Origin of the sequence: Deinococcus detaillensis (assembly GCF_007280555.1) — a bacterium.
In the GTDB taxonomy this organism is placed as follows: domain Bacteria; phylum Deinococcota; class Deinococci; order Deinococcales; family Deinococcaceae; genus Deinococcus; species Deinococcus detaillensis.
This window is the reverse complement of the sequence record NZ_VKDB01000017.1, coordinates 47,722-69,081: the sequence shown is the minus strand read 5'-3', so window position 1 is coordinate 69,081 and position 21,360 is coordinate 47,722. Positions and strand designations below refer to the sequence as shown.

22 protein-coding genes and 1 other RNA gene are annotated in these 21,360 nt (G+C 60.0%); 12 read left to right on the top strand and 11 right to left on the bottom strand.

Annotated features, from left to right (window positions below; all coding sequences use genetic code 11):
* Positions 1 to 6: 6 nt before the first annotated feature.
* Positions 7 to 1,083 carry an alanine racemase gene (alr, locus tag FNU79_RS13950; protein ID WP_143721414.1) on the bottom strand — a complete coding sequence of 359 codons (1,077 nt, stop codon included), beginning with the start codon at positions 1,081 to 1,083 and terminating at the stop codon, positions 7 to 9.
* A gap of 124 nt (positions 1,084 to 1,207) precedes the next feature.
* Between alr and FNU79_RS13945 the strand changes: the two genes are divergently transcribed.
* The 4 genes from FNU79_RS13945 to FNU79_RS13930 all read left to right on the top strand — a co-directional run bounded on the left by FNU79_RS13945 (position 1,208) and on the right by FNU79_RS13930 (position 6,281).
* Positions 1,208 to 3,406, top strand: a complete 2,199-nt coding sequence (locus tag FNU79_RS13945; protein WP_143721413.1) for a hypothetical protein — start codon at positions 1,208 to 1,210, stop codon at positions 3,404 to 3,406.
* Positions 3,407 to 3,538: 132 nt separating this feature from the next.
* Entirely contained in the window at positions 3,539 to 4,000 is a 462-nt protein-coding gene (locus FNU79_RS13940; RefSeq protein WP_143721412.1) for a flavin reductase family protein, read from the top strand.
* A 362-nt stretch (positions 4,001 to 4,362) separates the two neighbouring features.
* Positions 4,363 to 5,028 (top strand): RNA polymerase sigma factor, encoded by a 666-nt coding sequence (locus FNU79_RS13935; protein ID WP_185974721.1) that lies wholly within the window; start codon positions 4,363 to 4,365, stop codon positions 5,026 to 5,028.
* On the top strand, positions 5,025 to 6,281 hold the full coding sequence (locus FNU79_RS13930) for a hypothetical protein (protein WP_143721410.1): 1,257 nt from the start codon (positions 5,025 to 5,027) through the stop codon (positions 6,279 to 6,281). Before FNU79_RS13935 ends, FNU79_RS13930 begins: the two co-directional genes overlap by 4 nt.
* A gap of 15 nt (positions 6,282 to 6,296) precedes the next feature.
* Here FNU79_RS13930 and FNU79_RS13925 read toward each other — a convergent pair whose 3' ends face one another.
* From FNU79_RS13925 to FNU79_RS13900, 6 genes are all read right to left on the bottom strand, one after another.
* Positions 6,297 to 6,920 carry a GNAT family N-acetyltransferase gene (locus FNU79_RS13925; protein WP_143721409.1) on the bottom strand — a complete coding sequence of 208 codons (624 nt, stop codon included), beginning with the start codon at positions 6,918 to 6,920 and terminating at the stop codon, positions 6,297 to 6,299.
* On the bottom strand, positions 6,917 to 7,681 hold the full coding sequence (locus FNU79_RS13920) for an SIR2 family NAD-dependent protein deacylase (RefSeq protein WP_143721408.1): 765 nt from the start codon (positions 7,679 to 7,681) through the stop codon (positions 6,917 to 6,919). Before FNU79_RS13920 ends, FNU79_RS13925 begins: the two co-directional genes overlap by 4 nt.
* Positions 7,678 to 8,166, bottom strand: a complete 489-nt coding sequence (locus FNU79_RS13915) for a DUF3105 domain-containing protein (protein ID WP_143721407.1) — start codon at positions 8,164 to 8,166, stop codon at positions 7,678 to 7,680. The genes FNU79_RS13920 and FNU79_RS13915 overlap by 4 nt, the downstream gene beginning before the upstream one ends.
* A gap of 152 nt (positions 8,167 to 8,318) precedes the next feature.
* The gene (locus FNU79_RS13910; protein WP_225430075.1) at positions 8,319 to 8,795 is read right to left on the bottom strand and encodes a type II secretion system protein; all 477 of its coding nucleotides are present in this window, start codon (positions 8,793 to 8,795) and stop codon (positions 8,319 to 8,321) included.
* 24 nt (positions 8,796 to 8,819) lie between these two features.
* Positions 8,820 to 10,214, bottom strand: a complete 1,395-nt coding sequence (locus FNU79_RS13905) for an O-antigen ligase family protein (protein ID WP_143721406.1) — start codon at positions 10,212 to 10,214, stop codon at positions 8,820 to 8,822.
* An 80-nt stretch (positions 10,215 to 10,294) separates the two neighbouring features.
* Positions 10,295 to 10,675, bottom strand: a complete 381-nt coding sequence (locus tag FNU79_RS13900) for a type IV pilin protein (protein WP_143721405.1) — start codon at positions 10,673 to 10,675, stop codon at positions 10,295 to 10,297.
* 299 nt (positions 10,676 to 10,974) lie between these two features.
* Here FNU79_RS13900 and ffs point away from each other — a divergent pair.
* The 4 genes from ffs (at position 10,975) to lon (ending at position 15,672) form a co-directional block, all read left to right on the top strand.
* An RNA gene (gene ffs / locus FNU79_RS13895) (signal recognition particle sRNA small type) lies at positions 10,975 to 11,073 on the top strand.
* A 75-nt stretch (positions 11,074 to 11,148) separates the two neighbouring features.
* The gene (clpP, locus tag FNU79_RS13890; protein ID WP_124871505.1) at positions 11,149 to 11,757 is read left to right on the top strand and encodes an ATP-dependent Clp protease proteolytic subunit; all 609 of its coding nucleotides are present in this window, start codon (positions 11,149 to 11,151) and stop codon (positions 11,755 to 11,757) included.
* A 70-nt stretch (positions 11,758 to 11,827) separates the two neighbouring features.
* A complete protein-coding gene (gene clpX, locus FNU79_RS13885) occupies positions 11,828 to 13,030 on the top strand; it encodes an ATP-dependent Clp protease ATP-binding subunit ClpX (protein ID WP_124871508.1) in 1,203 nt (400 codons plus the stop codon).
* A gap of 197 nt (positions 13,031 to 13,227) precedes the next feature.
* Positions 13,228 to 15,672, top strand: coding sequence for an endopeptidase La (gene lon / locus FNU79_RS13880; RefSeq protein WP_143721404.1), 2,445 nt, complete (start codon positions 13,228 to 13,230; stop codon positions 15,670 to 15,672).
* A 127-nt stretch (positions 15,673 to 15,799) separates the two neighbouring features.
* Here lon and FNU79_RS13875 read toward each other — a convergent pair whose 3' ends face one another.
* The 3 genes from FNU79_RS13875 to FNU79_RS13865 are packed head-to-tail and all read right to left on the bottom strand — an operon-like array spanning position 15,800 to position 17,577.
* A complete protein-coding gene (locus FNU79_RS13875; protein WP_143721403.1) occupies positions 15,800 to 16,690 on the bottom strand; it encodes a ribokinase in 891 nt (296 codons plus the stop codon).
* A complete protein-coding gene (locus FNU79_RS13870) occupies positions 16,687 to 17,226 on the bottom strand; it encodes a nucleoside deaminase (protein ID WP_143721402.1) in 540 nt (179 codons plus the stop codon). Before FNU79_RS13870 ends, FNU79_RS13875 begins: the two co-directional genes overlap by 4 nt.
* 9 nt (positions 17,227 to 17,235) lie before the next feature.
* A complete protein-coding gene (locus tag FNU79_RS13865; protein WP_143721401.1) occupies positions 17,236 to 17,577 on the bottom strand; it encodes a hypothetical protein in 342 nt (113 codons plus the stop codon).
* Positions 17,578 to 17,707: 130 nt separating this feature from the next.
* Here FNU79_RS13865 and FNU79_RS13860 point away from each other — a divergent pair, with 130 nt between their 5' ends.
* The gene (locus FNU79_RS13860) at positions 17,708 to 18,796 is read left to right on the top strand and encodes a pyridoxal phosphate-dependent aminotransferase (protein WP_143721400.1); all 1,089 of its coding nucleotides are present in this window, start codon (positions 17,708 to 17,710) and stop codon (positions 18,794 to 18,796) included.
* Between the two features lie 97 nt (positions 18,797 to 18,893).
* Here FNU79_RS13860 and FNU79_RS13855 read toward each other — a convergent pair whose 3' ends face one another.
* Positions 18,894 to 19,349 (bottom strand): hypothetical protein, encoded by a 456-nt coding sequence (locus tag FNU79_RS13855; protein WP_225430074.1) that lies wholly within the window; start codon positions 19,347 to 19,349, stop codon positions 18,894 to 18,896.
* A gap of 121 nt (positions 19,350 to 19,470) precedes the next feature.
* Here FNU79_RS13855 and FNU79_RS13850 point away from each other — a divergent pair, with 121 nt between their 5' ends.
* From FNU79_RS13850 to FNU79_RS13840, 3 genes are read left to right on the top strand one after another with little or no spacing between them, the layout of a single operon-like run.
* A complete protein-coding gene (locus FNU79_RS13850; protein WP_124871528.1) occupies positions 19,471 to 20,115 on the top strand; it encodes a response regulator transcription factor in 645 nt (214 codons plus the stop codon).
* A complete protein-coding gene (locus FNU79_RS13845) occupies positions 20,108 to 20,353 on the top strand; it encodes a hypothetical protein (protein WP_143721399.1) in 246 nt (81 codons plus the stop codon). Before FNU79_RS13850 ends, FNU79_RS13845 begins: the two co-directional genes overlap by 8 nt.
* Positions 20,350 to 21,219 (top strand): serine hydrolase, encoded by an 870-nt coding sequence (locus FNU79_RS13840; protein ID WP_318636150.1) that lies wholly within the window; start codon positions 20,350 to 20,352, stop codon positions 21,217 to 21,219. Before FNU79_RS13845 ends, FNU79_RS13840 begins: the two co-directional genes overlap by 4 nt.
* Positions 21,220 to 21,360 lie beyond the last annotated feature (141 nt).

Sequence of the window (21,360 nt, the reverse complement as noted above, 5' to 3'; positions counted from 1 at the left end):
CTGCGTTCACTCCGCCGCCACCCGCTCCACCCGCTCGCCCAGCCCGGTCAGCACTTCATAGTCCACGGTGTCGCCCCACGCCGCCACGTCGCCCAGCGTCACCGGCCCGCTGCCCCAGACTTCCACCCAGTCGCCCACCTTCACGCTCAGGCCGCTGACATCCAGCATGAACTGATCCATACAGATGCGGCCCCGCACTGGGCGCACCTGACCCGCCACCACACACTGCGCTTTGAGGGTGGCGTTGCGCGGGTAGCCGTCGGCGTAGCCAAATTGCACGGTGGCAACGTCTTGGTCGCGCTCCGCCGTGTACAGCCCGCCGTAACCGATGGTTTCGCCCACATAAACGCGGTGGACTGAGCCGACGCGGGCCATCAAGCGCAGGGCAGGCCGCAGCGGCCACAGGCCGTGCAGATGCTCCGGCGCGTAGCCGTAGAGCGCCAGCCCCGGACGGGCCAGACTCAGCCCCTCCACCTGACCGAGGCCCAGCACGCCGCCGCCGTTGGCCGCGTGGGCCAGCAGCGGAGCGCCACTGACCGAGGATGGAAGCTGTGCCAAGACCGTTTGAAAGACTTCAAGCTGCTGGCGGGTAGGGCCGAGGTCGGGTTCGTCGGCGCGGGCAAAATGGGTGTAGACGCCTTCCAGCATTCCCAGATCCGCGAGCTGCTGACCGAGCCTGACGGCTTCGATCGGCCTCGCGCCGTTGCGGTTCATGCCGGTTTCCACTTTCAAATGCACCTTGGCATTTTTCGGCAAGGCGGCGACTTCCTCGGCGGTGCTGATGTTCAGCCGCACGCCCAAGTCGGTGAGTTCGGCAAACTCCTGCGGCGCGGCGGGGGTCAGCAGCAGCACCGGCTTGCTGGGCCTGAGGGCCGCCAGCGCCTGCGCTTCACGCGGCATGGCCACCGCGAAGCCCCACACCTCCGGCAAGTCTTCCAGCGCCCGCACCACCAGCTCCAGGCCGTGGCCGTAAGCGTTGGCTTTGACGGGGGCGATCAGCCGCACTCCGGCCCGGCGTGAGAGAAGCTGGGCATTGTGCCGCAGAGCGGACAGCGAAATCTGGGCTTGAGAGCGGGCCAACATGCCCTCAAGATAGAGCAGGCGGCGGCACCAAGCGGGCGGGGCGTGTATTCTTGTGCCGAGTACGTTATTTCGCACCCCACCCAAGCCTGCCCAAGCGCTGAAAAGTCGGCTTCACGGAGACTGCATGTCTGAACAAAATACGCTCCACAACACGGCCAAGAAAACCCGCCTTCCCTCCGCTGCTCTCCTGCTGGGCGCGGCCCTCTCGCTGGCGACCCTGGGCGCTCCCGCAGCGCTGGCCCAAACCGGCGGGGTGCTGCCACTGGCCTCGGTGGGCGAAAAATGGCCGATTGATATTGAAACCTACGTCATTCGGGTTTCTCCCCAAGACGCCTACAAGCCGATTGGGTTGGAAGTCTACAGCCCGACCCTCAACCTCTCGGATTATGCCGATGGCCGCAAAACCAAGGCCCAAGGCTACTTCGGAGATGAGCTGTACGGAAAAAATATCCAGTTCTCCACCACCTTCACCCTCAGCGGGACAAGCGGAACGGTGTTTGAGCGCACTTTCGGCATGAACCGCGAGCACACTTGGGAAAGTTTGTGGGCCTCGGGCCTGCCCGCCGGAACCTACAACCTCAAGGTCAACAGCAGCGGCGACGGCAAAAACAGCTTCGCGCTGCGGGTGTCCACTCCTTTCACCTTAGAAACCAGCGATTTCACGGTCAACGCCCGCGACACCGAGCAAAGCGATTTGCTGGTGGCCCGCCTGACCGTGCCCTCCGACTGGGTCGGCAAAACGCTGAGCGTCACAAACTACGACATCGACGGCCCCAAAGAAGCCCAAAACTGGGTGGTCGAACCCGGCAACAAGCGCGTTGATTTGCCGAGCAGCGACAACGGCAAATACGCCACCGTCAAGTTTCCGATCACTGCCGCGCTGGTGGGCGAGTGGGCGGTCTATATTAAGGTGCTGCCCACCACCAAGCAGTATTCCAACGCCGTGACCTACAGCTTCAGACTCGACGACAAGCCGATCACGGCGCGGGTCGGGGGCTTTACGCCGCCCACCACCGCCAAAATCAGCAACCAACTGCTCGTCGACGTGGTTGACCCGCAGGGCAATCCGATTCCGGGGGCGAGTTACACCCTCAGCAACGACAACACCGTGCGCCCAACCTTGCCGAGCGGATACGTTCCGGTCAGCGCCACCGTCTTGCAGGGCACCGGCAACGTGATTTCGTCCACCGAACTGCGCTACACCCCCGGCAACGTCAAGCTGCGCTTCGTGGCCCGCCCGCCTTACAAACTGGTGGTGGACGTGGTCGATCCTCAGGGCAAGCCGATTCCCAATGCCAGCTATATCGAAGCCAAAGACAACTCGGTGCGCCCAGTGTTGCCGAGCGGCTACGTGCCGGTCAGCGCCACTGTCTTGCAGGGCAGCGGCAATGTGGTGTCGCCGACCGAACTGCGCTACACGCCCGGTGACGTGAAGTTGCGCTTCGTGGCCCGCCCGCCGGAAGGAGCTTTGAGCGTCGATTCGGTGGCGATTTACGGCAGCCAGCGCATTCCGTTGACCGGCATTCCCTTCAACCTAGCCGGTAAGACCTACAGCACGCCCATCACCATGCCGCTGCGCCCCGGCGATTACCCGATTGATCCCACCCAACTGGCCGGCAGCAGCGTCAACAACCCGCCGGTAGGCCGCGTGGTCGACGGCACCACCGGGCGCGTCACCATCGAGTACACCCCGCGCACCGAAGTCACGCTGCTGACCTCTCCCGATTTGCTGGGAGCCTGCGACGTGGCCCAGCTCACCGCCACCGCCAAAACCGACTTTCCCTACAAGCTGCCCGGCACCCTTAACCTCAACTTGCCGGCGGGTTGGACCAGCGATTACCCGCTGACCCTGCGCGGCGATTTGTCTTCAGGCAATCCGCTGCGCCTCAAAGTGCCGGTTCGGGTTTGCCGCACTGACAGCGCCGAAGCGGTGCTCGATCCGGTTGGCCTGCGGACAACGGGTCAGGCCCGTGTGCGCAGTCCGGGCGGAGCCAACATCACCCGCAACGTGGAGCAGGGTGCGCGGGCGGGCGTGGCCAAGAGCATCGAGGCGAACGCGCAGGGCTACGTGGTCACGCTGCAAATCACGGCGGACAGCACCATCGACAATGTCCAGATCACCGATCCCTTGCCCAGTAGCGGCTCGGCGGTGCGCGGTCCGCTGTCGGTGAGCGGCCCCAGCCTCGCCAACCTCTCGCCGCGTGTAGACGGCGACACCATCTTGCTGACCCGCGTGATTCCCGGCAGTTACACGCTGACCTACCAACTGCTGACCAGCTTGCCCGCCGAGCAGGTACTGACCGCGCCGGATATTCGCTGGTAATCGCCGCTTAGGCCGGGTTCCATTTTCTAAGTCCCCCTTCAGAATGAAAAAGCCTGCTCCGTAAATGGGCAGGCTTTTTCATTTGGCCAAGTTTCATTTGGTCGGAGGCTCAGGCGGCGCTAGCATCAGCGCATGACTTTGCCTCCCCACGAGTTCCGTCAAACGCTGGGCCGTTTTGCCAGCGGCGTCACCATCATCACCGCCTTCCATGCGGGCGAAAAGCGCGGCATGACCGCCAACGCCTTTGTCAGCGTCAGCTTGTCTCCGCCGCTGATTTTGGTCAGCGTGGACAAGCGGGCCAGTATGCACGACGCGCTGGCCGAGGTCGAGCGGTTCGGCGTCAGCGTGCTGAGTACCTCGCAGCGGGCGCTGAGCGAGCATTTCGCGGGTAAGCCGCAGAGCGCTTCGGTGATCTGGTTTGACCACGAAGGTCTGCCGCTGATCGGCGGCGCGGTGGCCCAACTGGTCTGCCGCAAAGAGCGCAGCATTGACGCGGGCGACCACACTTTGTACTTGGGTGAAGTGCAGTACAGCCGCTACACCGACGACGACCCGCTGGTTTACTTCCGGGGCGAGTACCACGAACTGAGCTGAAAACAGTGGGGGAGAGGGCTGCTCGTCCAGATCCCCTTTGAACTTACTTCAGTGTCGCCGCGAAAGCTGAAATCCCTGCTGAGCTGTCTTTCATGGTTTCGCTGGGCTGGGCACTACTTCGGGCGAAGGCGACGCAAGCAAGTAGGGCGGTCAGGCTGCGAGTGGGCAGGGAGACGGCACCGCTCGGTGTGGGTCAGAGAAAGCTAGAGGCACAAGCAGCGCCTTTCTACTCTGAACTTTTGGCGGCGGCGGCGCGTACCTTTAAGTGAGGAGAACGCCTGATGCTGAGCTTGGCGACAAACACTCGGGGAGTGGCGCGGGCCGCTGCCCGGACTGCCGATTGGGGTGATACTTTGAAACCCATGCGGAGCGATGATGCGGCCAGAGCCGAAGCGGGGCCAGTCATCAGCAGTCCGGTCATCAGCGATTCAGCCACCAGTGACGCCGAGCTGATCGCCCGCTTTGCCCTGCGCGACGAAGCGGCGCTGGGCAAACTGTTTGACCGTTATCACGCCGCCGCGTACGGTTTGGCGCTCTACATCCTCAAGGAAAGCGCGGCGGCGCAAGAAATCGTTCACGACTCGTTTTTGAAAGTCTGGGCAAAGCCCCAGCTCTTTGACCCGCAGCGGGCCGCCTTTTCCACGTTCATCCTGACGGTGGTGCGCCACGCGGCCATTTCCAAACTGCGCGGCGTGCGCTTTCACACTTCCTTGGAGGACGAGGAAGGCACACCGCTGCCGCTGGCCGACGAACGGGTGGACTTGCTCACGCAAACCGAGCAGCGCCAAGTCTCCGAGCGGGTGCAAGCGGCACTCTCGGGTCTCAAGCCCCCCCAGCGCGAGACGGTGGAGCGGGCTTACTACAGAGGGCAAACCCGTGAGGAAATCGCGGCGGCCATGCAAGTGCCGGTGGGCACCGTCAAAAGCCGTCTCAAGTACGCTCTGGAACGCCTGCGCGGCATGCTGAGCGAACAAGGGCTACACGACGCTGGAAATGTTGAGCCGGAAGGGGAGGTGGAAAGCCGATGAGTGAGCGACAAAGAGTGTGTCAAGACTGCCAAGCTGAACTGGACGTCGTCCTCATCGGTATTGCCGACGCCGACACCGCCAGGGCCGTGCGCCAGCACCTCACGGGCTGTCCCGATTGTGCCCGCCAAGCGGCCGAACTCCAGCAGGTGTTGGGCGGCTTGCTGACAGCCTTGCCCGCCGTGCCTCTGCCGAGTGGGGCGCGTGAGCGGCTCCTGGAGAGCGCCCGTGCCCAGCCTCTAGCTCCGGTTGCCCAGTCTCAGCCTGCTGCTCGGCCAACGCCGCCAAGTCGAACACTGCCCAGTCGCACTCCGCCGCGCCTGTTTTCACGCCGCCGGACGTTCTCCCTCGCGGCGGGCCTGAGCGCGGCGGCGGTGCTGGCGGCATTCCTCATCTGGCCTGCTGCTCAGCCGAGCGTCAAGCAAGCCGATGTGGTCATCAATGCGGGTGGCACCCTGATCTTGGCCCGCAGCGAGGCGATGAACTCCCCGCTGGTCATTCGCAGCGCCGATGGCAAGCTGAGCGGCGTGGCCGTCAAGCAGCTCCTCCCCGCTTGGTACACCGAGGGCGTCTACAGCGGCGGCAAAGCGTATCTGCTGGACGCTGCCAACGAGCAATTGGTGGTGCTCAACGTGGCCAGCGGCAAAATCGAGCGCACCTATCCGGTTCCCGGCGGCGCGGCGGGGCTGGCGGTCAAGGACGGCAGCGTGTATGTCAAGTCGGCAGCCAGCGGCGAACTGCGAATCTTTAAGGGCGCGAGCTGCTACATCAACAAGCTCGCCAAGCCCACCAAGATGCCTCAAGCCGACTATATGGACGCTGTGCTGCCGCTGCCAGAGCGGATCCTGGTCACGCAGCACACCACCGGAGAGATTTTTGCCCTCTCGCCCGACGGTGAAAAAGTGCTGGCCGTCTACCCTGTGGGCGGCGCTCCGGTGGGCCTGCAAAGTTGGGAGGGTCAGGTTTTGGCGCTGGATGTACAGGGCCGTTTGCTGGAACTCGGCCCGCAAGGTCAGGTGGAGCGCAGCCTCAAGCTGAGCGGCCATCCAGACAAAATCAGCGTGATGAAGGACAGAGCTTACCTGACCGATAGGGGCGGCATGGTCAGCGTGGTGGACTTAAGGACTTTCAAAGTCACCCAGCAGCGCAGCTTTGGCAAGCCGATGGACATCGTAGCCATGCCAAACGGCCATTTGGCGCTGGCTGACGCGGTGCGCGGCTTGGTGATGCTCAACGCCGATTTGTCTGAACTGTAGGGCGCGAAGTAGGCTTTAGCGCAGGTCGTAGCCCAGTGTCCAAAAGCGGCCTTCGACTTTCTCCAGCTCGGTGAAGCCCAAGTGAAGATAAAAGGCGTGTGCTTTGGGGTTGCCCGCGCCGACGCCGAGATGCACGCCCGGCACGCCCGCCTGCCGAAGAGCCGCCCATAGCGCTTGCATTAGAGCGCGGCCCAAGCCCTGCCCCTGAGCGCTGGGCAGTAGGTCAATGTGCAGGTGGGCCGGATACTGGCTGAGCCAGGCCGCGCTGGGCGCTGGGCAGCCCGCGTGGATCAGGCGGCGGGCCTGCGCGTCCTCACTTTTGTCGGTTTCAGGCAGCAGAAGATAAAGCGGGCGCAGCAGCGAAAACCATTTGGCCTCGCTTTCACGAGCAAAGCGGGCACTGTCGGGTACGCCCAAAATGTAGCCTTCAACCCGCTCTGAGCCCTCCAGTACAAAGCAAAACTCCGGTTCTAGCGCCGCGTATGGCCCGGCGTAGCGGTGGCCCAGCACCCAAGGGTCTTGGTACAGATGCACGCCGTCACCGCCCGCGTCGGCTGTGCGTAAGCAGATATCGTAGATGGCGGCCAAGTCGGTGGGCGCGTAAGAGCGCAGTTTTAGGGGTCGTAATGGTTGGCTCATGCCCAGCCCCCCAGTAAGTCGGGTAGCGCTTGACTGGCCCCTGAGCGCAGCACGACGCTGGCCCACTCGCTCAGCGGCGTGACATCGGGGTTGATTTCAATGATGCTGCCGCCGTTTTCAAGCGTCAGCAGCGCCAGATCGGCGGCGGGCTGCACCAAGCTGCTGGTGCCGATCACCAGGGCCACGTCGGCGGCTTCAAATGCTCTCTCAGCGCGGGCCAGTGCTTCGGGCGGCAGCCACTCGCCAAACCACACCACGTTGGGGCGCATCCGTGATCCGCACTCCGGGCAGATCGGCGGCGGCTCAAACGTCTCCGGGGCGGGCAGGGCTGCCAAATGCTGGCACGCTTCGCAGCGGGCGTGGGTCAGGTTGCCGTGCAACTCCACCAGTTGGCGGCTGCCCGCCCGCTGATGCAGGCCGTCTACATTCTGGGTGGCCAGCAAAAAACCGTCTGTGTGGCCGTTCTTGCGCCGCTCCAATTCGGTGAGAGCCGCGTGCCCGGCATTGGGCTGGGCGGCGCTGACATCACGGTACCGGCCGGCGTACCATTCCCAAACCGTTTCGGGGTCTTGCCGGTACTCCTCGGGGCTGGCCAAGTCTTCAGGGCGAAATCTGGCCCAATGGCCGGTTTGGGCGTCTCTGAAAGTGGGGATGCCACTCTCGGCGCTTATGCCCGCTCCGGTGATAACGGCCACACGCTTGGCGGCTTGCAGTAAGGCGCGGGCTTGTTCTAGTGCGGAGTCGGCCTGAGTTTGGTTCATTGGGTTCCCCCGTATCCACCCGTGCAGGGCTGGCCCGCTTCCGGCACGCTTTTGGCATTGGCATAATCCTGCACGAAGCGGCGCAGGCGGCTGTCACTCACACTGTCGGCGCTGAGTTGGGCATTCCAAGCGGTGGCCATGATGGCAGTGGGCTGATCGGCCAGCGGTGAAAGCAAGGTGTTCGGCTGAGCGCTGACGGCGTCTTTCAGCTTGCCGAGGTCAGCGGGACTGAGGGTGGGCCAGTAGGTCAGCCACACCGCGCCGCGTGCCAAGCTGTGCACCGCATACTCGGAATAAATCGGGGCGCTGTAGCTGCCGCAGGTCTGCCACAGCGGGCTGTAAGGGCCACCGGCTGGAGGCGAACGGTCATAGCCAATGATGCCGCTCCGCAGCTCGTGGCCTAGATACGAAAACGTCTGCACATCTTTGATCTGGCCGGAGCAGGCCGTCAGCAGCAGCAGGGGAAGAGCGGGAAGCAGGCGCATGGGATGTAGGTTAACAAATGGGAGAGTGGGAACGGGGGAAGGCACTTTTTCTGGTTGTGGTATCGAGGAGAAAAGATTGAGTGTGGGGACGCATAAACCAAAAAGCCCCAGCCCTGAAACAGCAAGGCTGGGAGTAGAGGAAGGAAATCGAGTCAGGGCAGATTGCTGCCGCCCCCGCCAGTGCTAGAGAAAGCGGTCGCACCAAGCGCATCTTTGAGGAAACTACTAGGAGATAGGGTGAAGACATGGCCGCCGCGACGATCCCAGACATCAATGGTGTAGTCCGAAACGATAGAGCCAGCGGTACTGCGCTCTTTAACGAACATATCGGAGAAGGCGCAGGCTGCATTGACACCATCTGTCGAGCGACTAAGCTCGCCGCTCCCAGTGCCAACCATCAGGTAAGACTTAAAGTCCACTTGTGCAATAGCTTGCGCCGTCTGGATGCTTTTTCCACAAGCCTGGGCACTGGTGTCATAAGCGCGTTTGTTGGCCGCCAGAACACCGGGAATCAGCACACTGGCCAGAATCCCGATGATGGCGATGACAATGAGTAGCTCAATTAGTGTGAAGCCTTCTATCTGCATTTCGCTCGGCGTTTCATTCAGAAGATCTGAAGAAGATTGCATAAAACTCCTTTTGTGTTGACATCTCTACGTTAGAGGTGCTGAGGTTGCACGCTTTGGAGTTCTCAACTTTGCAATCGCATCACTTACAATCATTCCAAAAATAACGGCTGCAATTCCCGTTACAGGAACAGTGACGAACCATGCTGTGAGGTAGATCCCGTAAGTCAAAATGGGTAGCAGAGCGTAGATAAAAAACTTTCCCGAAAGCTTATAGAGATGGATAAGTGCAGAGATAATAAGTGCTAGAAAGAGAATGGTTCCGATTATGCCGTGACCGTATGCAAGATCGAGATAACCACTGTGTGAGGAAAGGTAATTTAGGATAACTGGTTGTACTTCACCATTGGGAAGCTTGTAAGCAGCGGAATCATTGAGTCTGGCCATTTTTTGTCCGGGCTTTAATCCCAATTCCAGGCGAAACAGCCGATCTGCTTTAGCTTTTGGAAGATACATGAACCAATACTGATTATAGGTTTGCGGCCCCCAGCCAAAGACTGGACGTGCCAGTGTCATTCTGGTCGCCGCTTCCCATAAAAGCAGCCTGGTGGAGAAGGTCAGAGTATTTTCAGCATCTTTGCTTTCGGACTTTACCTTAACCCATCCCAGACTGTAGAAATAGCCGTTGACAGGTTTTAGATATTGATAAGAGTTATAAGAAAAAATGGCTATGGTCACGACGATAAGGCTTTTCCACCTGAGTGATCTAAATTGTGCGACAATGATGAAACAAATTGTCACAACTAGTGCGACTAGAGCAGTCGAATTGGTAGTGCATCCCAATCCCGCAACTGATAAGGCAAATAAGAAGCAGAACTTCCAATTTGTGTAATCGCCTTTAAACCAGTAGAGAGGAAGTGCGGCCAACAGTAAAAGTAGTCCTGCGAGTTGACCACGATAGCCAACCGTAATTGCAGGGAAAGAAGTCGAAAGGGGATGGAAAACACTGGTCACAAAGCTCAAAGGTCTGAAGCCGAGGTATTCGACTATGGTTATAATATTAAGAACAATGATGAGGCTGAGCAGTCCAAATCGTGGAACTCTAGGCCCAGTGCTGTAAATCCAGAAGGCCAAGCTTGCTAGGATGATAAACATGCCTCCCGTCTGAAAATCCTGGCTACCAAACCAAGCGTGGCCTGGATCTGGAGAGAGCAAGACTGACAGGACGACTGAGGCGATGAAGGCCAATAGGAAAAATACGTATCTGGGCTGTCTTACCAAAGCTGTGGGTAAGTCGGACAGATTGGCGTCTTCTCGGCTTGCCATTCTCACTACTGGTAAGATGACTACGAGTGCCCCGAGAATAATAAGTCTCGGAACTACAAATATGGCCGTAGCGTTCTCGAAGGGCCATAGCAAAATCCCGTACAAAAATACGAAGATTGATAGCAGATTCTGTTCTAAAGTAGCACTATTCTTCATAATCCTCTTCAAGTATCTCGAAATGGAGAACAAAAAAGGCGACCTGATGGCCGCCTTCTCTTCGTGATTTTAGGTCTGGTTTACGGGTTGTTGACACCGCTCAAGCTGCTAGGAGTAATGGTGTAGGTCTTGCTGCCACGGCTATCGGTGACGGTCATGCTGTAGTCGAGGTTGCCAGTGCCGCTGGCACCACCAGCAATCGTGACCTGGGTAGGCTGGCAAGCTGCATTGACGCCAGAGACAGTTTTGGCAATAGTGGCGAGGTACTGCTGGTTGTCAACCTGGTTAATAGCTTGAACAGTCTGGAGGCTCTTGGCGCAGGAGGCGGCACCGGTGTCATAGGCACGCTTCTGAGCGCCCAGCAAGTTGGGGATCAAAACGGCGGCCAGGATACCGATGATGGCGATGACGATGAGCAGTTCGATGAGGGTGAAGCCCTGGGTACGGTTCTTGTTGTTCATGGTGTTTCTCCTGTGTTGGCGCTCGCAGAAAGAGAATTAAATGGCTGCGCTCGCCTGTTGCTATTGCGGCGGCGTCGGTGTCTCCTTCGCTGCTGAATGAATGGTAAGCCGTGAGTTCTTACACAGCTCTTACGGTTTGGCTCGGCAGTATGCGTTGGCAAAAACATGAGCTGAATGTTGTGCCAGAGGGAATTTGCTCTGAATTTGCTTCGATGTTTAGAGCGTTCATGTAAAAAAATCTGACAAACGCCCCGTACCCTTCCCCTTAAAGCCTATGAAGTGCTACACTGCCCTCCGCATTGCTGGCGTAGCGCAGCGGCGACGCCTGAATCTGGTCAGGGCCGGAAGGCAGCAGCCATAAGGGATGATCGCTGGGTGCCGTTACTCACCGGCAATGCTTTTTTGTTGCCAAATCTAGACCCAAGCAAAGCACCCCCTATCAGCGCACTTTCAAAAGCCTGAGCCGCGCTAGAATGCCCCGCATGAGTGTTATTCCCTACGTGATTGAGCAAACCGGACGCGGCGAGCGGATGTACGATATCTACTCGCGGCTCCTCAAAGACCGCATCATCTTCTTGGGCACCCCGATTGATTCGCAGGTGGCCAACACCATCGTGGCCCAGTTGCTGCTGCTCGACAGCCAGAATCCCGAGCAAGAAATCCAGATGTACATCAACTGCCCCGGCGGTGAGGTCTACGCGGGCTTAGCGATCTACGACACCATGCGCTACATCCGCGCTCCGATCAGCACCATTTGCGTCGGCATCGCCATGAGCATGGGCAGCGTGCTGCTGATGGCCGGAGACAAAGGCAAGCGACTGGCCCTTCCCAACAGCCGGATCATGATTCACCAGGGTTCCAGCGGCTTCAGGGGCAACACGCCCGACGTGGAAGTGCAGGCCAAAGAAACTTTGTATCTGCGCGACAAACTGGTGGACATTTACCACCAGCACACCGATTTACCCAATGAAAAACTGCTGCGCGACATGGAACGCGATTACTTCATGTCGCCGGAAGAAGCCATGAAGTACGGCCTCATTGATTCGGTGATCGAAAGCACCCGTGAGCTGGAGCCAGTTTGAGCACGACTTTGACGGGGGCTGTGCTACAAGAAAGGACACCGTATGCTGGACAAACAACAGGTGAAGGAGAATGACCGTGTCTGATCGTTGTTCGTTTTGTGGGCGGAGCCATCCGCAAATTGCCCAGCTCATCGAAGCGCCGGGGCGCACCGCTTTTATCTGCAATGAGTGCTCGGAGCGGGCTTTTGATCTGGTCAAGCAGCAGCGCAAGGCGGGCGGCGAGTTCAACCTCGACGAATTGCCCAGCCCCAAGGAAATCAAGGCCTACCTCGACGAGTACGTGATCGGCCAAGACGAAGCCAAAAAAGCGCTGGCCGTCGCGGTGGTCAGCCACTATCAGCGCCTGGCACACCCGGACGTGGGCCTGCAAAAAAGCAACATTTTGCTGATCGGCCCCACTGGAACCGGCAAAACGCTGCTGGCCCAGAGCTTGGCTGAGATGCTAGAAGTGCCGTTTGCGATTGCCGACGCCACCACCCTCACCGAAGCCGGTTACGTCGGTGACGATGTGGAAAACGTGATCGTGCGCTTGCTGCAAGCCGCAGAGTACGACCCGGCGGCAGCCGAGCGCGGCATCATCTACATTGACGAAATCGACAAGATCGCACGCAAGTCTGAAGGCACCTCGATTACCCGCGACGTGTCGGGTGAGGGCGTGCAGCAGGCCCTGCTCAAGATTATCGAGGGCACTATTGCTCAGGTGCCGCCGCAAGGCGGACGCAAGCATCCTCAGCAGGAACTGGTGCAGGTCAACACCAAGAACATCTTGTTCATCGTGGGCGGCGCGTTCGACGGCATTGCCGATATTGGCCGCAGCCGCACCAACGTGCGCGGTCTGGGTTTTGGGGCCGAGCACAAAGGCGACGAAAAAGCTGAACTCCGATTCATGCCCGAAGACTTGGTCAAGTTCGGTTTGATTCCTGAGTTCGTGGGCCGCCTGCCGCTGGTGGTGCAGCTTCAAGACCTCGACGAGGACGCGCTGATCCGCATTTTGACTGAGCCGCAGGGCGCGATCATCAAGCAGTATCAGGCCCTCTTCGGTTTTCAGAACGTGGACTTGAGCTTCACCGAGTCGGCGCTCAAAGAAGTCGCCCACCGCGCCGCCGAGCGCAAGACCGGAGCGCGTGGACTGCGGGCCGTATTGGAAAAATCCATGACCGACTTGTTGTTCGAGTTGCCGCTCGAATCGTTGAAAAAAGTAACCTTTGACGCTGAAAATATAGATGAGCCGCTCAAGGTACTTGAGTCTAAGGGACTCAAGAAGTCTGCATAAAACAAAGCAGTTTAGGTTACAGCGTCCTTCCAACTTGCCCGTTAGACTTTCGGCATGTTGGGGGGCGTATTCTTTTTTCTCAGGGCCGAGCTTGCACTGAGGATGCGCCTAATAAAGAGAAACTTTCCTCCGTTTTTGCCAGCCGAATTTCGCGTCAGCGGAGTTCAGGGGCCGAGTACGGCGCTTAAGGAGCAAACATGATCTGGGAACTTCCCGTTGTTGCACTTCGAAATATGGTCATCATGCCGGGCGTCACCCAGAATATCGACGTGGGCCGCCCCAAGAGTAAACGCGCTGTAGACGAAGCGCAGGGCGCAGACCGCCGCGTTTTGGTGGTCACTCAGCGCGACGCCACCACCGACGACCCGATGCCAGCCGAGCTTCATGACATCGGCACGCTGGCCGTCATCAAACAGGTCGTGCGCTTGCCCGACAACACCTATCAGGTTTTGGTTGAAACGCAGGAGCGCGTCAAGATGCTTGAGCAGGTGCCGGGCAGCTACCTGCGGGTGCGCGTCGAAACCCTCGACAAGCAGCCGGGCAACCCCGACGAGCTGCGGGTCATCATTCAGGAAACCAAATCGGCGTTCGAGGAATATCAGCGCCAGAACAAAACACTGCGGCTCGACAACTACCAGCTCGAAGGCATCAAGACCCTCAGCGACGCCGGAACGCTGGCCGACCAGATCGCCCACCACGCCACTTGGACCTTGGAAGAAAAGCAGGCCGTGCTTGACGCCGGCGCTGAGCAAGTGCGCCTGACGTTGGTACTACAGAATCTGACCCGCGACCTTGAGCGCTTCAATATGGACAAGAAAGTGGCCGGGCGCGTCAAAGAGCAGATGGACGCCAACCAGCGCGAGTATTACCTGCGCGAGCAGATGAAGGCGATTGGCAAAGAACTCGGCGGCGGCGAAGAAGGCCCCGCCGAAGTCGAAGCCCTGCGCGAGAAAATTGAGGCGGCAGGAATGCCCGACGAAGTCAAGGAAAAAGCCTTCAAGGAACTGGCCCGCTTGGAGCGCACCCCCGGCGGCAGCCCCGAAGGCACTGTTGTTAGGAATTACATCGATTGGCTGACCGACGTGCCGTGGAGCAAGCGAGACGAAGAAATTCTGGACATTGTCCGCACCCGAGATATCCTCGACGCCGATCACTACGGTCTAGACGACGTCAAAGAGCGCATCTTGGAATTCTTGGCGGTGCGTCAACTCACCCACAAACCCGATGAAGTGGACGCCGAGGGCAATAAAAAGCAGCGCACGGCGGAAGAGCGCATTGAAGATTCTGAGCTGCGTGCTCCTATTCTGTGCTTGGTTGGCCCTCCCGGTGTCGGCAAGACCTCGCTGGGCAAGAGTATCGCCCGCAGCCTGAACCGCAAGTTCGTACGGATGGCGCTGGGCGGAATGCGCGACGAAGCCGAGATTCGCGGCCACCGCCGCACCTACATCGGCTCGATGCCGGGCCGGATCATTCAGGGCATGAAAAATGCCAGCGTGGTCAACCCGATCATGCTGCTCGACGAAATCGACAAGATGTCGAGCGACTGGCGCGGCGACCCCAGCAGCGCCATGCTGGAAGTCCTTGATCCCGAGCAGAACCACACCTTCCAAGATCACTATCTGGAAGTGCCGTATGACCTCTCACAGGTGATGTTCATCACGACGGCCAACAGTCTTCAGACCATCCCGCGTCCACTGCTCGACCGCATGGAAGTCATTCAGATTCCCGGTTACACCATGCCGGAGAAGCTGCAAATCGCCAAGCGCTACCGCCTGCCGCGCCAGTTGCGTGGACACGGTTTGGAAGGCCGCATGGAAGTCACCGACGCCGCGCTGCAACGCATCATCGAGGAATACACCATGGAAGCGGGTGTGAGAAACGTGGACAGGATGCTCAGCAAGCTGGCCCGCAAAGCTGCCCGCGAGCTGCTGGAAAAACCCTGGGAAGGCGTCAAGACGGTGGACGCCGAGCAAGTGCCGGATTACCTCGGCATTCCGATGTTCAAGCCCGACCGAATGGAAAAAGAAGCCCAAGTCGGCGTGGCGCAGGGCCTCGCGTGGACTTCGGTGGGCGGCACCATGCTGGTCGTCGAAGCGCTGGCGACCCCCGGCAGCGGCAAGATCATCATGACCGGAAGCTTGGGCGACGTGATGAAGGAATCGGTGCAGGCCGCTGTCGCTTACCTGCGCAAACACGCCACTGAGTACGGCGCAGACCCTGAGTTCTACAAAAACATGGATCTGCACGTTCACTTCCCTGACGGCGCGACGCCTAAAGACGGCCCCTCGGCAGGCATCACCATTGCCACCGCCGTGATCAGCGCCATCACCGGACGCCCCGCCCGTATGGACATCGCCATGACCGGCGAGATCAGCTTGCGTGGCCGCGTCCTGCCCATCGGCGGCGTCAAAGAAAAACTGCTGGCAGCCCACCAGGGTGGCATCCGCGAAGTGATCGTGCCCAAAGACAACGAGCCGAACTTGCAGGACTTGCCCGACAGCATCCGCAACGAAATGACTATTCACACCGCTGCCAATGTGGGTGAAGTGCTGGAACGGTTGTTGCTGGCCGCCCCTGTGCAGCCGGTTTCTCCTCCTCCCACGCTGAGCAAGCCCGCCAATCAGGCCGGAGCTTCGAGCTAAAGCGCTGATCCAAACTAAATTTGCTCCCCTGTCTTCGTGGCATGGGAGCTTTTTTATGGCGCAGCATCGCGGAATTTGGTGATGTAAGAAGGCCGAGCCTATAAAGCAAGGCAAAGCCTCACCCAGCTCAGCCTGCCAAAGCTGCCTTGATCTTCGAGCGTGTAGGCATGGCCGCCTGCGCTCCCAGTTTGGTGCAGGCCAGCGCTCCGGCCACGCCCGCCGCCTTCATCGCCTCGGGCAAAGCGGAGCCGCCAGAGAGCCAAGCTGTCAGCACGCCGCAAAACGTGTCGCCCGCTCCGGTGGTGTCCACCACTTCGACTTTGTGAGCGGCCTGCTTGAGTACGCTCGTTGGCATGATTGCCAGTGACCCGCGTCCGCCTAGCGTGACGATCACCGCGCCCACACCGTGCTCCAGCAGAGAGCGGGCTGCCGATTCTTCCTGGCCTTCTGCTTTACCCGCCAGTTGGGCCAGCTCATGTTCGTTGACGATTAAATAGTCCAGCAGCGGCCACAAATCAGCGCTGAGTTCACGGCTGGGCGCGGCGTTGAGCAGCACCTGCACGCCGCTTTGTTTGGCTTTCTGAGCGGCGGCCAGCACCGTTTGGGGCGGGATTTCTTGCTGCATCAGCAGGTGCGTGAAGCTGGAAAAGTCGGCGGGCAAGTCTCCGGGACTCAAACGGGCGTTTGCGCCGCTCGCCACCGTGATGCTGTTTTCACCGTCATCTGAAATGGTAATCAGGGCAATGCCGCTGGGCACCTTCAGTTCGCGTAAATGCTGGAGGTCAACGCCCGCCGAGCCCAGCGCCTCACGCGGCACCGAGGCGAACGTGTCATCCCCCACCGCGCCGCAAAACGCCGTCGCCGCGCCTGCCCGCGCCGCTGCTACGGCTTGGTTGGCTCCCTTGCCGCCCGCTTGCACCTCGGCGTCCCCTCCCAGCACCGTTTCGCCGGGCAGCGGAGCGCGGCGCACCCGCACCAAAATGTCAGTGTTGGCGCTGCCGACCACCAGAACGCTCATTTCACGCCTGCCGTTTCCTCTGGGTAGCGCCCTCGCCACAGCGCCCATCCCTCTTCGGGAAAAGCGCGTTTGGCTTCTGGAGCAAAGAGAACTGCGCCTTCACGCTCAAGGTCGGTGTCGGGGCAAGCGATCACTTCAGTTTCTTTCATGGCCGGATGATCGGCCCAGGCAATCAGTCGTCCCGACCCGCCCCAAGCGTCGTCGGTTGCCCACACCACGCGTCCCACCTGAAGCAGCGCCGCCGCCCCGCCGCACATCAGGCACGGCTCTAAGCTGGTGTAGAGGGTCAATGTCTTGGGGTCTTCGAGCTTGCCCGCTTGAAAGAAAATGTCCATTTCGGCGTGTGACACGCTGGCGTCTCCGACGTGCTCGGCACTCTGCGCTTCGCCGACGCGGTTGCGGCCACGGTAAAGGATCTCGCCGTCTGCGCCGACCAAGACTGCGCCGACCGGCGAACTTCCAGCTTCCGATGCTTGGCGGGCCAAATTCAGGGCTTCTTGCAAATAACGGCGGTGCGGCTGTTGGTGAAAAGTCATGGCTTCAGTTTAAGAAGGTGGCGGCTCCTGCGGCTCCGTTTCTAAAGCATCGGGCAATGCCTCAGGCTTTGCGGCCAAGTCCACCACCGTCAGCGAGCGCAAGGTTTCGCCCTGATGCCAGCCGTATTCGGGCGATTCGAAGCCCAGACCCTGAGCGATGGCCTCGGCAGTGGCGTGGTCGGGTTCGCTGTCCAAGCTGAACAACAAGAATTTAGAGCCGCCGGGGGCGATCCGGCAGTACAGATCTTCACCGATCTGGATTTGTTGGGTGCGGCTGAGTTCACGCGAACGCTGCTGGGCGCGGCGCAAAACGTCACGGATTTTGACGGTATCGGTGGGAGGCAGGGCCATGTGCTTAGGGTAGCGCGGCGGCGCGGCTGTTCATGATTGCGGGCATGAGTGTGGGCGAGAGTACGGGCATCCTGGATTGACCTTGCGCTTACCGGCTGAAGTTACTGGCGCAAAGGGTTATAACCGTGTCATGACTTCTTCCCCAACGCTGCCCGCCTCCGCCCTCTCTGGCGTGCGCCAAGTGGTGCGCCGCACTCCGGCTTACCCGTTTACGCCGGTCAGCGCGGCGATCAAGCTCGATCAAAACGAAAGCGCCCTGGACTTGCCCCCCGAGCTGCGCGAGTTGGCTTTGCAGCGCCTTGCCCACACAGAATGGAACCGCTATCCCGATTTGCACGCCGACACCCTGCGGGACAAAATCGCCGAGTTTGAGGACTGGAACCCTGACGGCGTGGTGGTCACGCCCGGCAGCAACGTGCTGATCAAGCTGCTGACTGAAATGGCAGGCGTAAACCAGCGGGTGCTGAGCGTGCAGCCCAACTTCTCGGTCTACGGTCTGGAAGCCAGCATGCTCGGCGCGACCCTACTACAAGTGCCGCTGAAGCCGGATTTTTCGCTGCCGGTAGAAGGCTTGGTAACGGAGCTGCAAAAAGGCGGGCCGGGCCTTTTGTTCGTCACCCAGCCGCACGCCCCCACCGGGCACCTCGACGCCGAGAGCGACGTGAAGGCCGTTTTGGACGCTGCCGGAGACGACTGGGTCGCGGTGCTCGACGAAGCTTATTACCAGTTTGCTGGCTCGAATGGCCGCGCACTGGTCGCAGAGAGGAGCAACCGCATTTCGCTGCGTACCTTCAGCAAAGCTTGGGGGCTGGCGGGTTTGCGCCTCGGCTACGCGTTGACTTCGCCCGAACTTGCTCAGAACCTGCAAAAGTTGGTCAGCGCCTTCAATATCAATATCCTGACGCAAACGGTGGCGATGACCGCCTTAGAGCATCCCGAGTACATGCGCCAGTGGGTGGCCCAGACCGTTCAGGAACGCCAGCGAATCTTGGCCGCGCTTCGAGGTCATCCGGTGTACACAGGGCTTCCCTCGCAGGGCAATTTCTTTTTGCTCAAAACACCTGACGCCGCCGCCGCGTATCAGCATCTGCTCTCACGCGGCATCTTGGTGCGCCGCCAGGACGGAATGCCGATGCTGGAAGGCTGCTTGCGAATCGGTATCGGTACGCCCGAGCAAAACAGCGCTCTGCTGGCGGCTTTGGCAGAGGTTACAGGGTAAATTACAGGGAAAAGCTGATCCTCTAGCAGGGGGAGGGTGGGAGGTGTCAGTCACACTGTCAACGCTCCCCACCCTCCCCCTTTTTCTTGCCGCCGCTCTAACGCTGGCTGAAATCGGGAATCAATAAGGTCTTCAGCGCGTCGTTGCCATTGAAAACAGGGAAAAGTATTTTTTGAACATACGAGTTGACCACCGCGTCATGCACGCTGGGCGGCAGTTTGCTGGTCGGGTACTGGTTGTCGGTTCCAATCGGGAAATCGAGCGCCAAGCTGCCGACCAACACCAAGCCGGCGATCAGGCCGCCGAGTGCGCCCACCGCGATATGCCATGTTTCGAGCGTGGGGCCGATCAAGCGCTGCGAGAACCAGGCCACCCCGAAGCCCAAAACCAGCGCCAGCACCAAAGCTGGCCAGCCATGAAGGAAAAAGTTGCTGACAAAGCAAACCGCCACGACGCCTAAGCCCCAGGCCAAGCCCGCCAAGCCGCGTCTGGCTCCCAGCGCTGCCGCAAGGGCCAGCAGGGTTACGAGCAGGGCGTCAAACCAAGTAATCACGGCCCAAGTTTAGGGTATCTTTTCTTGCAACAGGGTCACAGGCCCGCTCGGTGCTCAGGCTTACGCTGGCTCAGTGAGGTTGCCCGCACTGCCAGAGCTGCCGCCGCCGTAGACTGCGTCCATGATTCGCGTCTTGATTGCCGATGACCATGCCCTCTTTCGCCAAGGACTCCGCAGCCTCTTAGAAAGCGAAGGAATGCGTGTGATTGGCGAGGCGGCCAACGGACGTGAGGCCATTCGCTTCGCCGCTGAAACCCATCCCGACGTCATTTTGATGGACATTCAGATGCCGGAACTCGATGGTGTGAAGGCCACCCAGAACATTCTGGAAATTGACGCCAATGCCCGCGTCATCATCATCACCATGTACCGCCAAGACCGCTACGTCTTCGAGGCGGTCAAAGCGGGCGCACGCGGCTACATTCTCAAAGACGCCGACGCGGCCACCTTGATCGACGCCATCGAGCGGGTCGCGGGGGGCGAAGCGCTGCTCGACCCCGACATGGCCCAAAATGTCTTGGACGACTTCCGTGACAAGCGTGAGGTGCTACCCAGCGGCAAACACGCTGACCTCAACGAGCGCGAGACCATGATTCTCAAGCTGCTGGCGCAGGGCTTTTCTAACCAAGAAATTGCTCTCCGGCTCGACATCTCCGAAAAAACCGTTCGCAACCGTTTGTCGGAAATCTTTACCAAGTTGCAGCTCAACAACCGCACCCAGGCCGCGCTCTACGCCATTCGGGAGGGCATCGCCAACCTTGAGTAAGCGCTCAGCCGCACCGAAAATTACGGCTACGCCGCAAACGTATGTCGCCGGATGCACCCGCACTTGGTCCATCGCTTCAGCTGAGCCGGACTTGGCTTACACCGCTCTGGAGTTTCCCGAATGCCCGGCCTGCCCGCACCACGTCACGCCCGACGGTGGCCCCGACTTTTGTACCCTCAGACTGGAGAGTGCCCTGCACCCTTTCGCGGCGCTGGCGAAGTTCAGATTGCTGCTGTGACCCCAGAGTCTATGCCCCCAGAGCAAGTTTTTATGGAGCGGCTCCGTGCCCAAGGCTACGGCGGCGAAGTCGGCTTGGTCATCAGCACGCTGGAAGGGGAGGAACTGGTCAGCTTGAACGCCGAGCGGGTTTTCCTCTCTGCCAGCACCATCAAAGTGCCGCTGCTCTTGCTGGCTTTGGAGCGGGTGCAGGCTGGACAACTCCGCCTCACCGAGCGCCACACCCTGAAACCCGCAGACCGAGTAGGCGGCGCAGGGATACTTCACGAACTCGGCGCGGGCCTTGAACTGAGCCTAGGAGACTTGCTCACCCTGATGATCATCGTCAGTGACAACACCGCCACCAATATGGTCATCGACTTGCTCGGCGTGGACGCGGTCAACGCTTGGCTCTTTGAGCGCGGCTGCCGGCAAACCCGCTTGGTGGGCAAGCTGCAACTGCCCCCAGATCAGCAGAACGCCGCCCAGCGCCTCGGTGAGCGCAACCGCACTTCGGCGGCTGAACAAGCCGGGCTGCTGCTCGGGCTGTGGCAGGGCCAGCGCCTTGAGCCGCCTGTGCGCCAATTGGCCCTTTCTATCCTGGGACGCCAGCAATACCGCGACATTTTGGGCCGCTCGCTGCTTCGACACGCTGACGACTCTCCCCGCTACCAGACCTACACCAAGAGCGGCGAACTGCTGGGCGTGCATCACGATGTGGGCCTCTTGATGCTGCCGAGGCCGCTGTGTGTGGCGCTGCTCAGTGAAGGCGGATCAGACCGGCGCGAGCATCCTGAAAACCAAGACACGCTTGTACTCTCAAATACACTTTTCCCGCTGCTGGCCGCACTCGGCGGCCTTGATCAGGGTATCAGCGGGGACATTTAGGACGCCTTATTTTTTGTACATTAAGTGGACGCTAAGTCGCGCTTTTCGGGGGTTTTCCCTTCGCTCTTGTTCGGCGGCTGGGCGCATGGTCAGCGCCTCTCAAAGAAGGCCCTCCATGATACGCTAAGGCAGATTTTAGGC

Bases quoted from the DNA above. Each gene is read 5' to 3' on its own strand.
- FNU79_RS13930 (WP_143721410.1), top strand. From the start codon at position 5,025: ATGAGTGAGCGACAAAGAGTGTGTCAAGACTGCCAAGCTGAACTGGAC.
- alr (WP_143721414.1), bottom strand. From the start codon at position 1,083: ATGTTGGCCCGCTCTCAAGCCCAGATTTCGCTGTCCGCTCTGCGGCAC.
- FNU79_RS13870 (WP_143721402.1), bottom strand. From the start codon at position 17,226: ATGACTTTTCACCAACAGCCGCACCGCCGTTATTTGCAAGAAGCCCTG.
- FNU79_RS13915 (WP_143721407.1), bottom strand. From the start codon at position 8,166: ATGCGCCTGCTTCCCGCTCTTCCCCTGCTGCTGCTGACGGCCTGCTCC.
- lon (WP_143721404.1), top strand. From the start codon at position 13,228: ATGATCTGGGAACTTCCCGTTGTTGCACTTCGAAATATGGTCATCATG.
- FNU79_RS13875 (WP_143721403.1), bottom strand. From the start codon at position 16,690: ATGAGCGTTCTGGTGGTCGGCAGCGCCAACACTGACATTTTGGTGCGG.
- FNU79_RS13925 (WP_143721409.1), bottom strand. From the start codon at position 6,920: ATGAGCCAACCATTACGACCCCTAAAACTGCGCTCTTACGCGCCCACC.
- FNU79_RS13940 (WP_143721412.1), top strand. From the start codon at position 3,539: ATGACTTTGCCTCCCCACGAGTTCCGTCAAACGCTGGGCCGTTTTGCC.
- FNU79_RS13920 (WP_143721408.1), bottom strand. From the start codon at position 7,681: ATGAACCAAACTCAGGCCGACTCCGCACTAGAACAAGCCCGCGCCTTA.
- FNU79_RS13935 (WP_185974721.1), top strand. From the start codon at position 4,363: ATGCGGAGCGATGATGCGGCCAGAGCCGAAGCGGGGCCAGTCATCAGC.
- FNU79_RS13905 (WP_143721406.1), bottom strand. From the start codon at position 10,214: ATGAAGAATAGTGCTACTTTAGAACAGAATCTGCTATCAATCTTCGTA.
- FNU79_RS13945 (WP_143721413.1), top strand. From the start codon at position 1,208: ATGTCTGAACAAAATACGCTCCACAACACGGCCAAGAAAACCCGCCTT.
- FNU79_RS13850 (WP_124871528.1), top strand. From the start codon at position 19,471: ATGATTCGCGTCTTGATTGCCGATGACCATGCCCTCTTTCGCCAAGGA.
- FNU79_RS13910 (WP_225430075.1), bottom strand. From the start codon at position 8,795: ATGCAATCTTCTTCAGATCTTCTGAATGAAACGCCGAGCGAAATGCAG.
- clpX (WP_124871508.1), top strand. From the start codon at position 11,828: ATGACCGTGTCTGATCGTTGTTCGTTTTGTGGGCGGAGCCATCCGCAA.
- FNU79_RS13860 (WP_143721400.1), top strand. From the start codon at position 17,708: ATGACTTCTTCCCCAACGCTGCCCGCCTCCGCCCTCTCTGGCGTGCGC.
- FNU79_RS13900 (WP_143721405.1), bottom strand. From the start codon at position 10,675: ATGAACAACAAGAACCGTACCCAGGGCTTCACCCTCATCGAACTGCTC.
- FNU79_RS13865 (WP_143721401.1), bottom strand. From the start codon at position 17,577: ATGGCCCTGCCTCCCACCGATACCGTCAAAATCCGTGACGTTTTGCGC.
- clpP (WP_124871505.1), top strand. From the start codon at position 11,149: ATGCCCCGCATGAGTGTTATTCCCTACGTGATTGAGCAAACCGGACGC.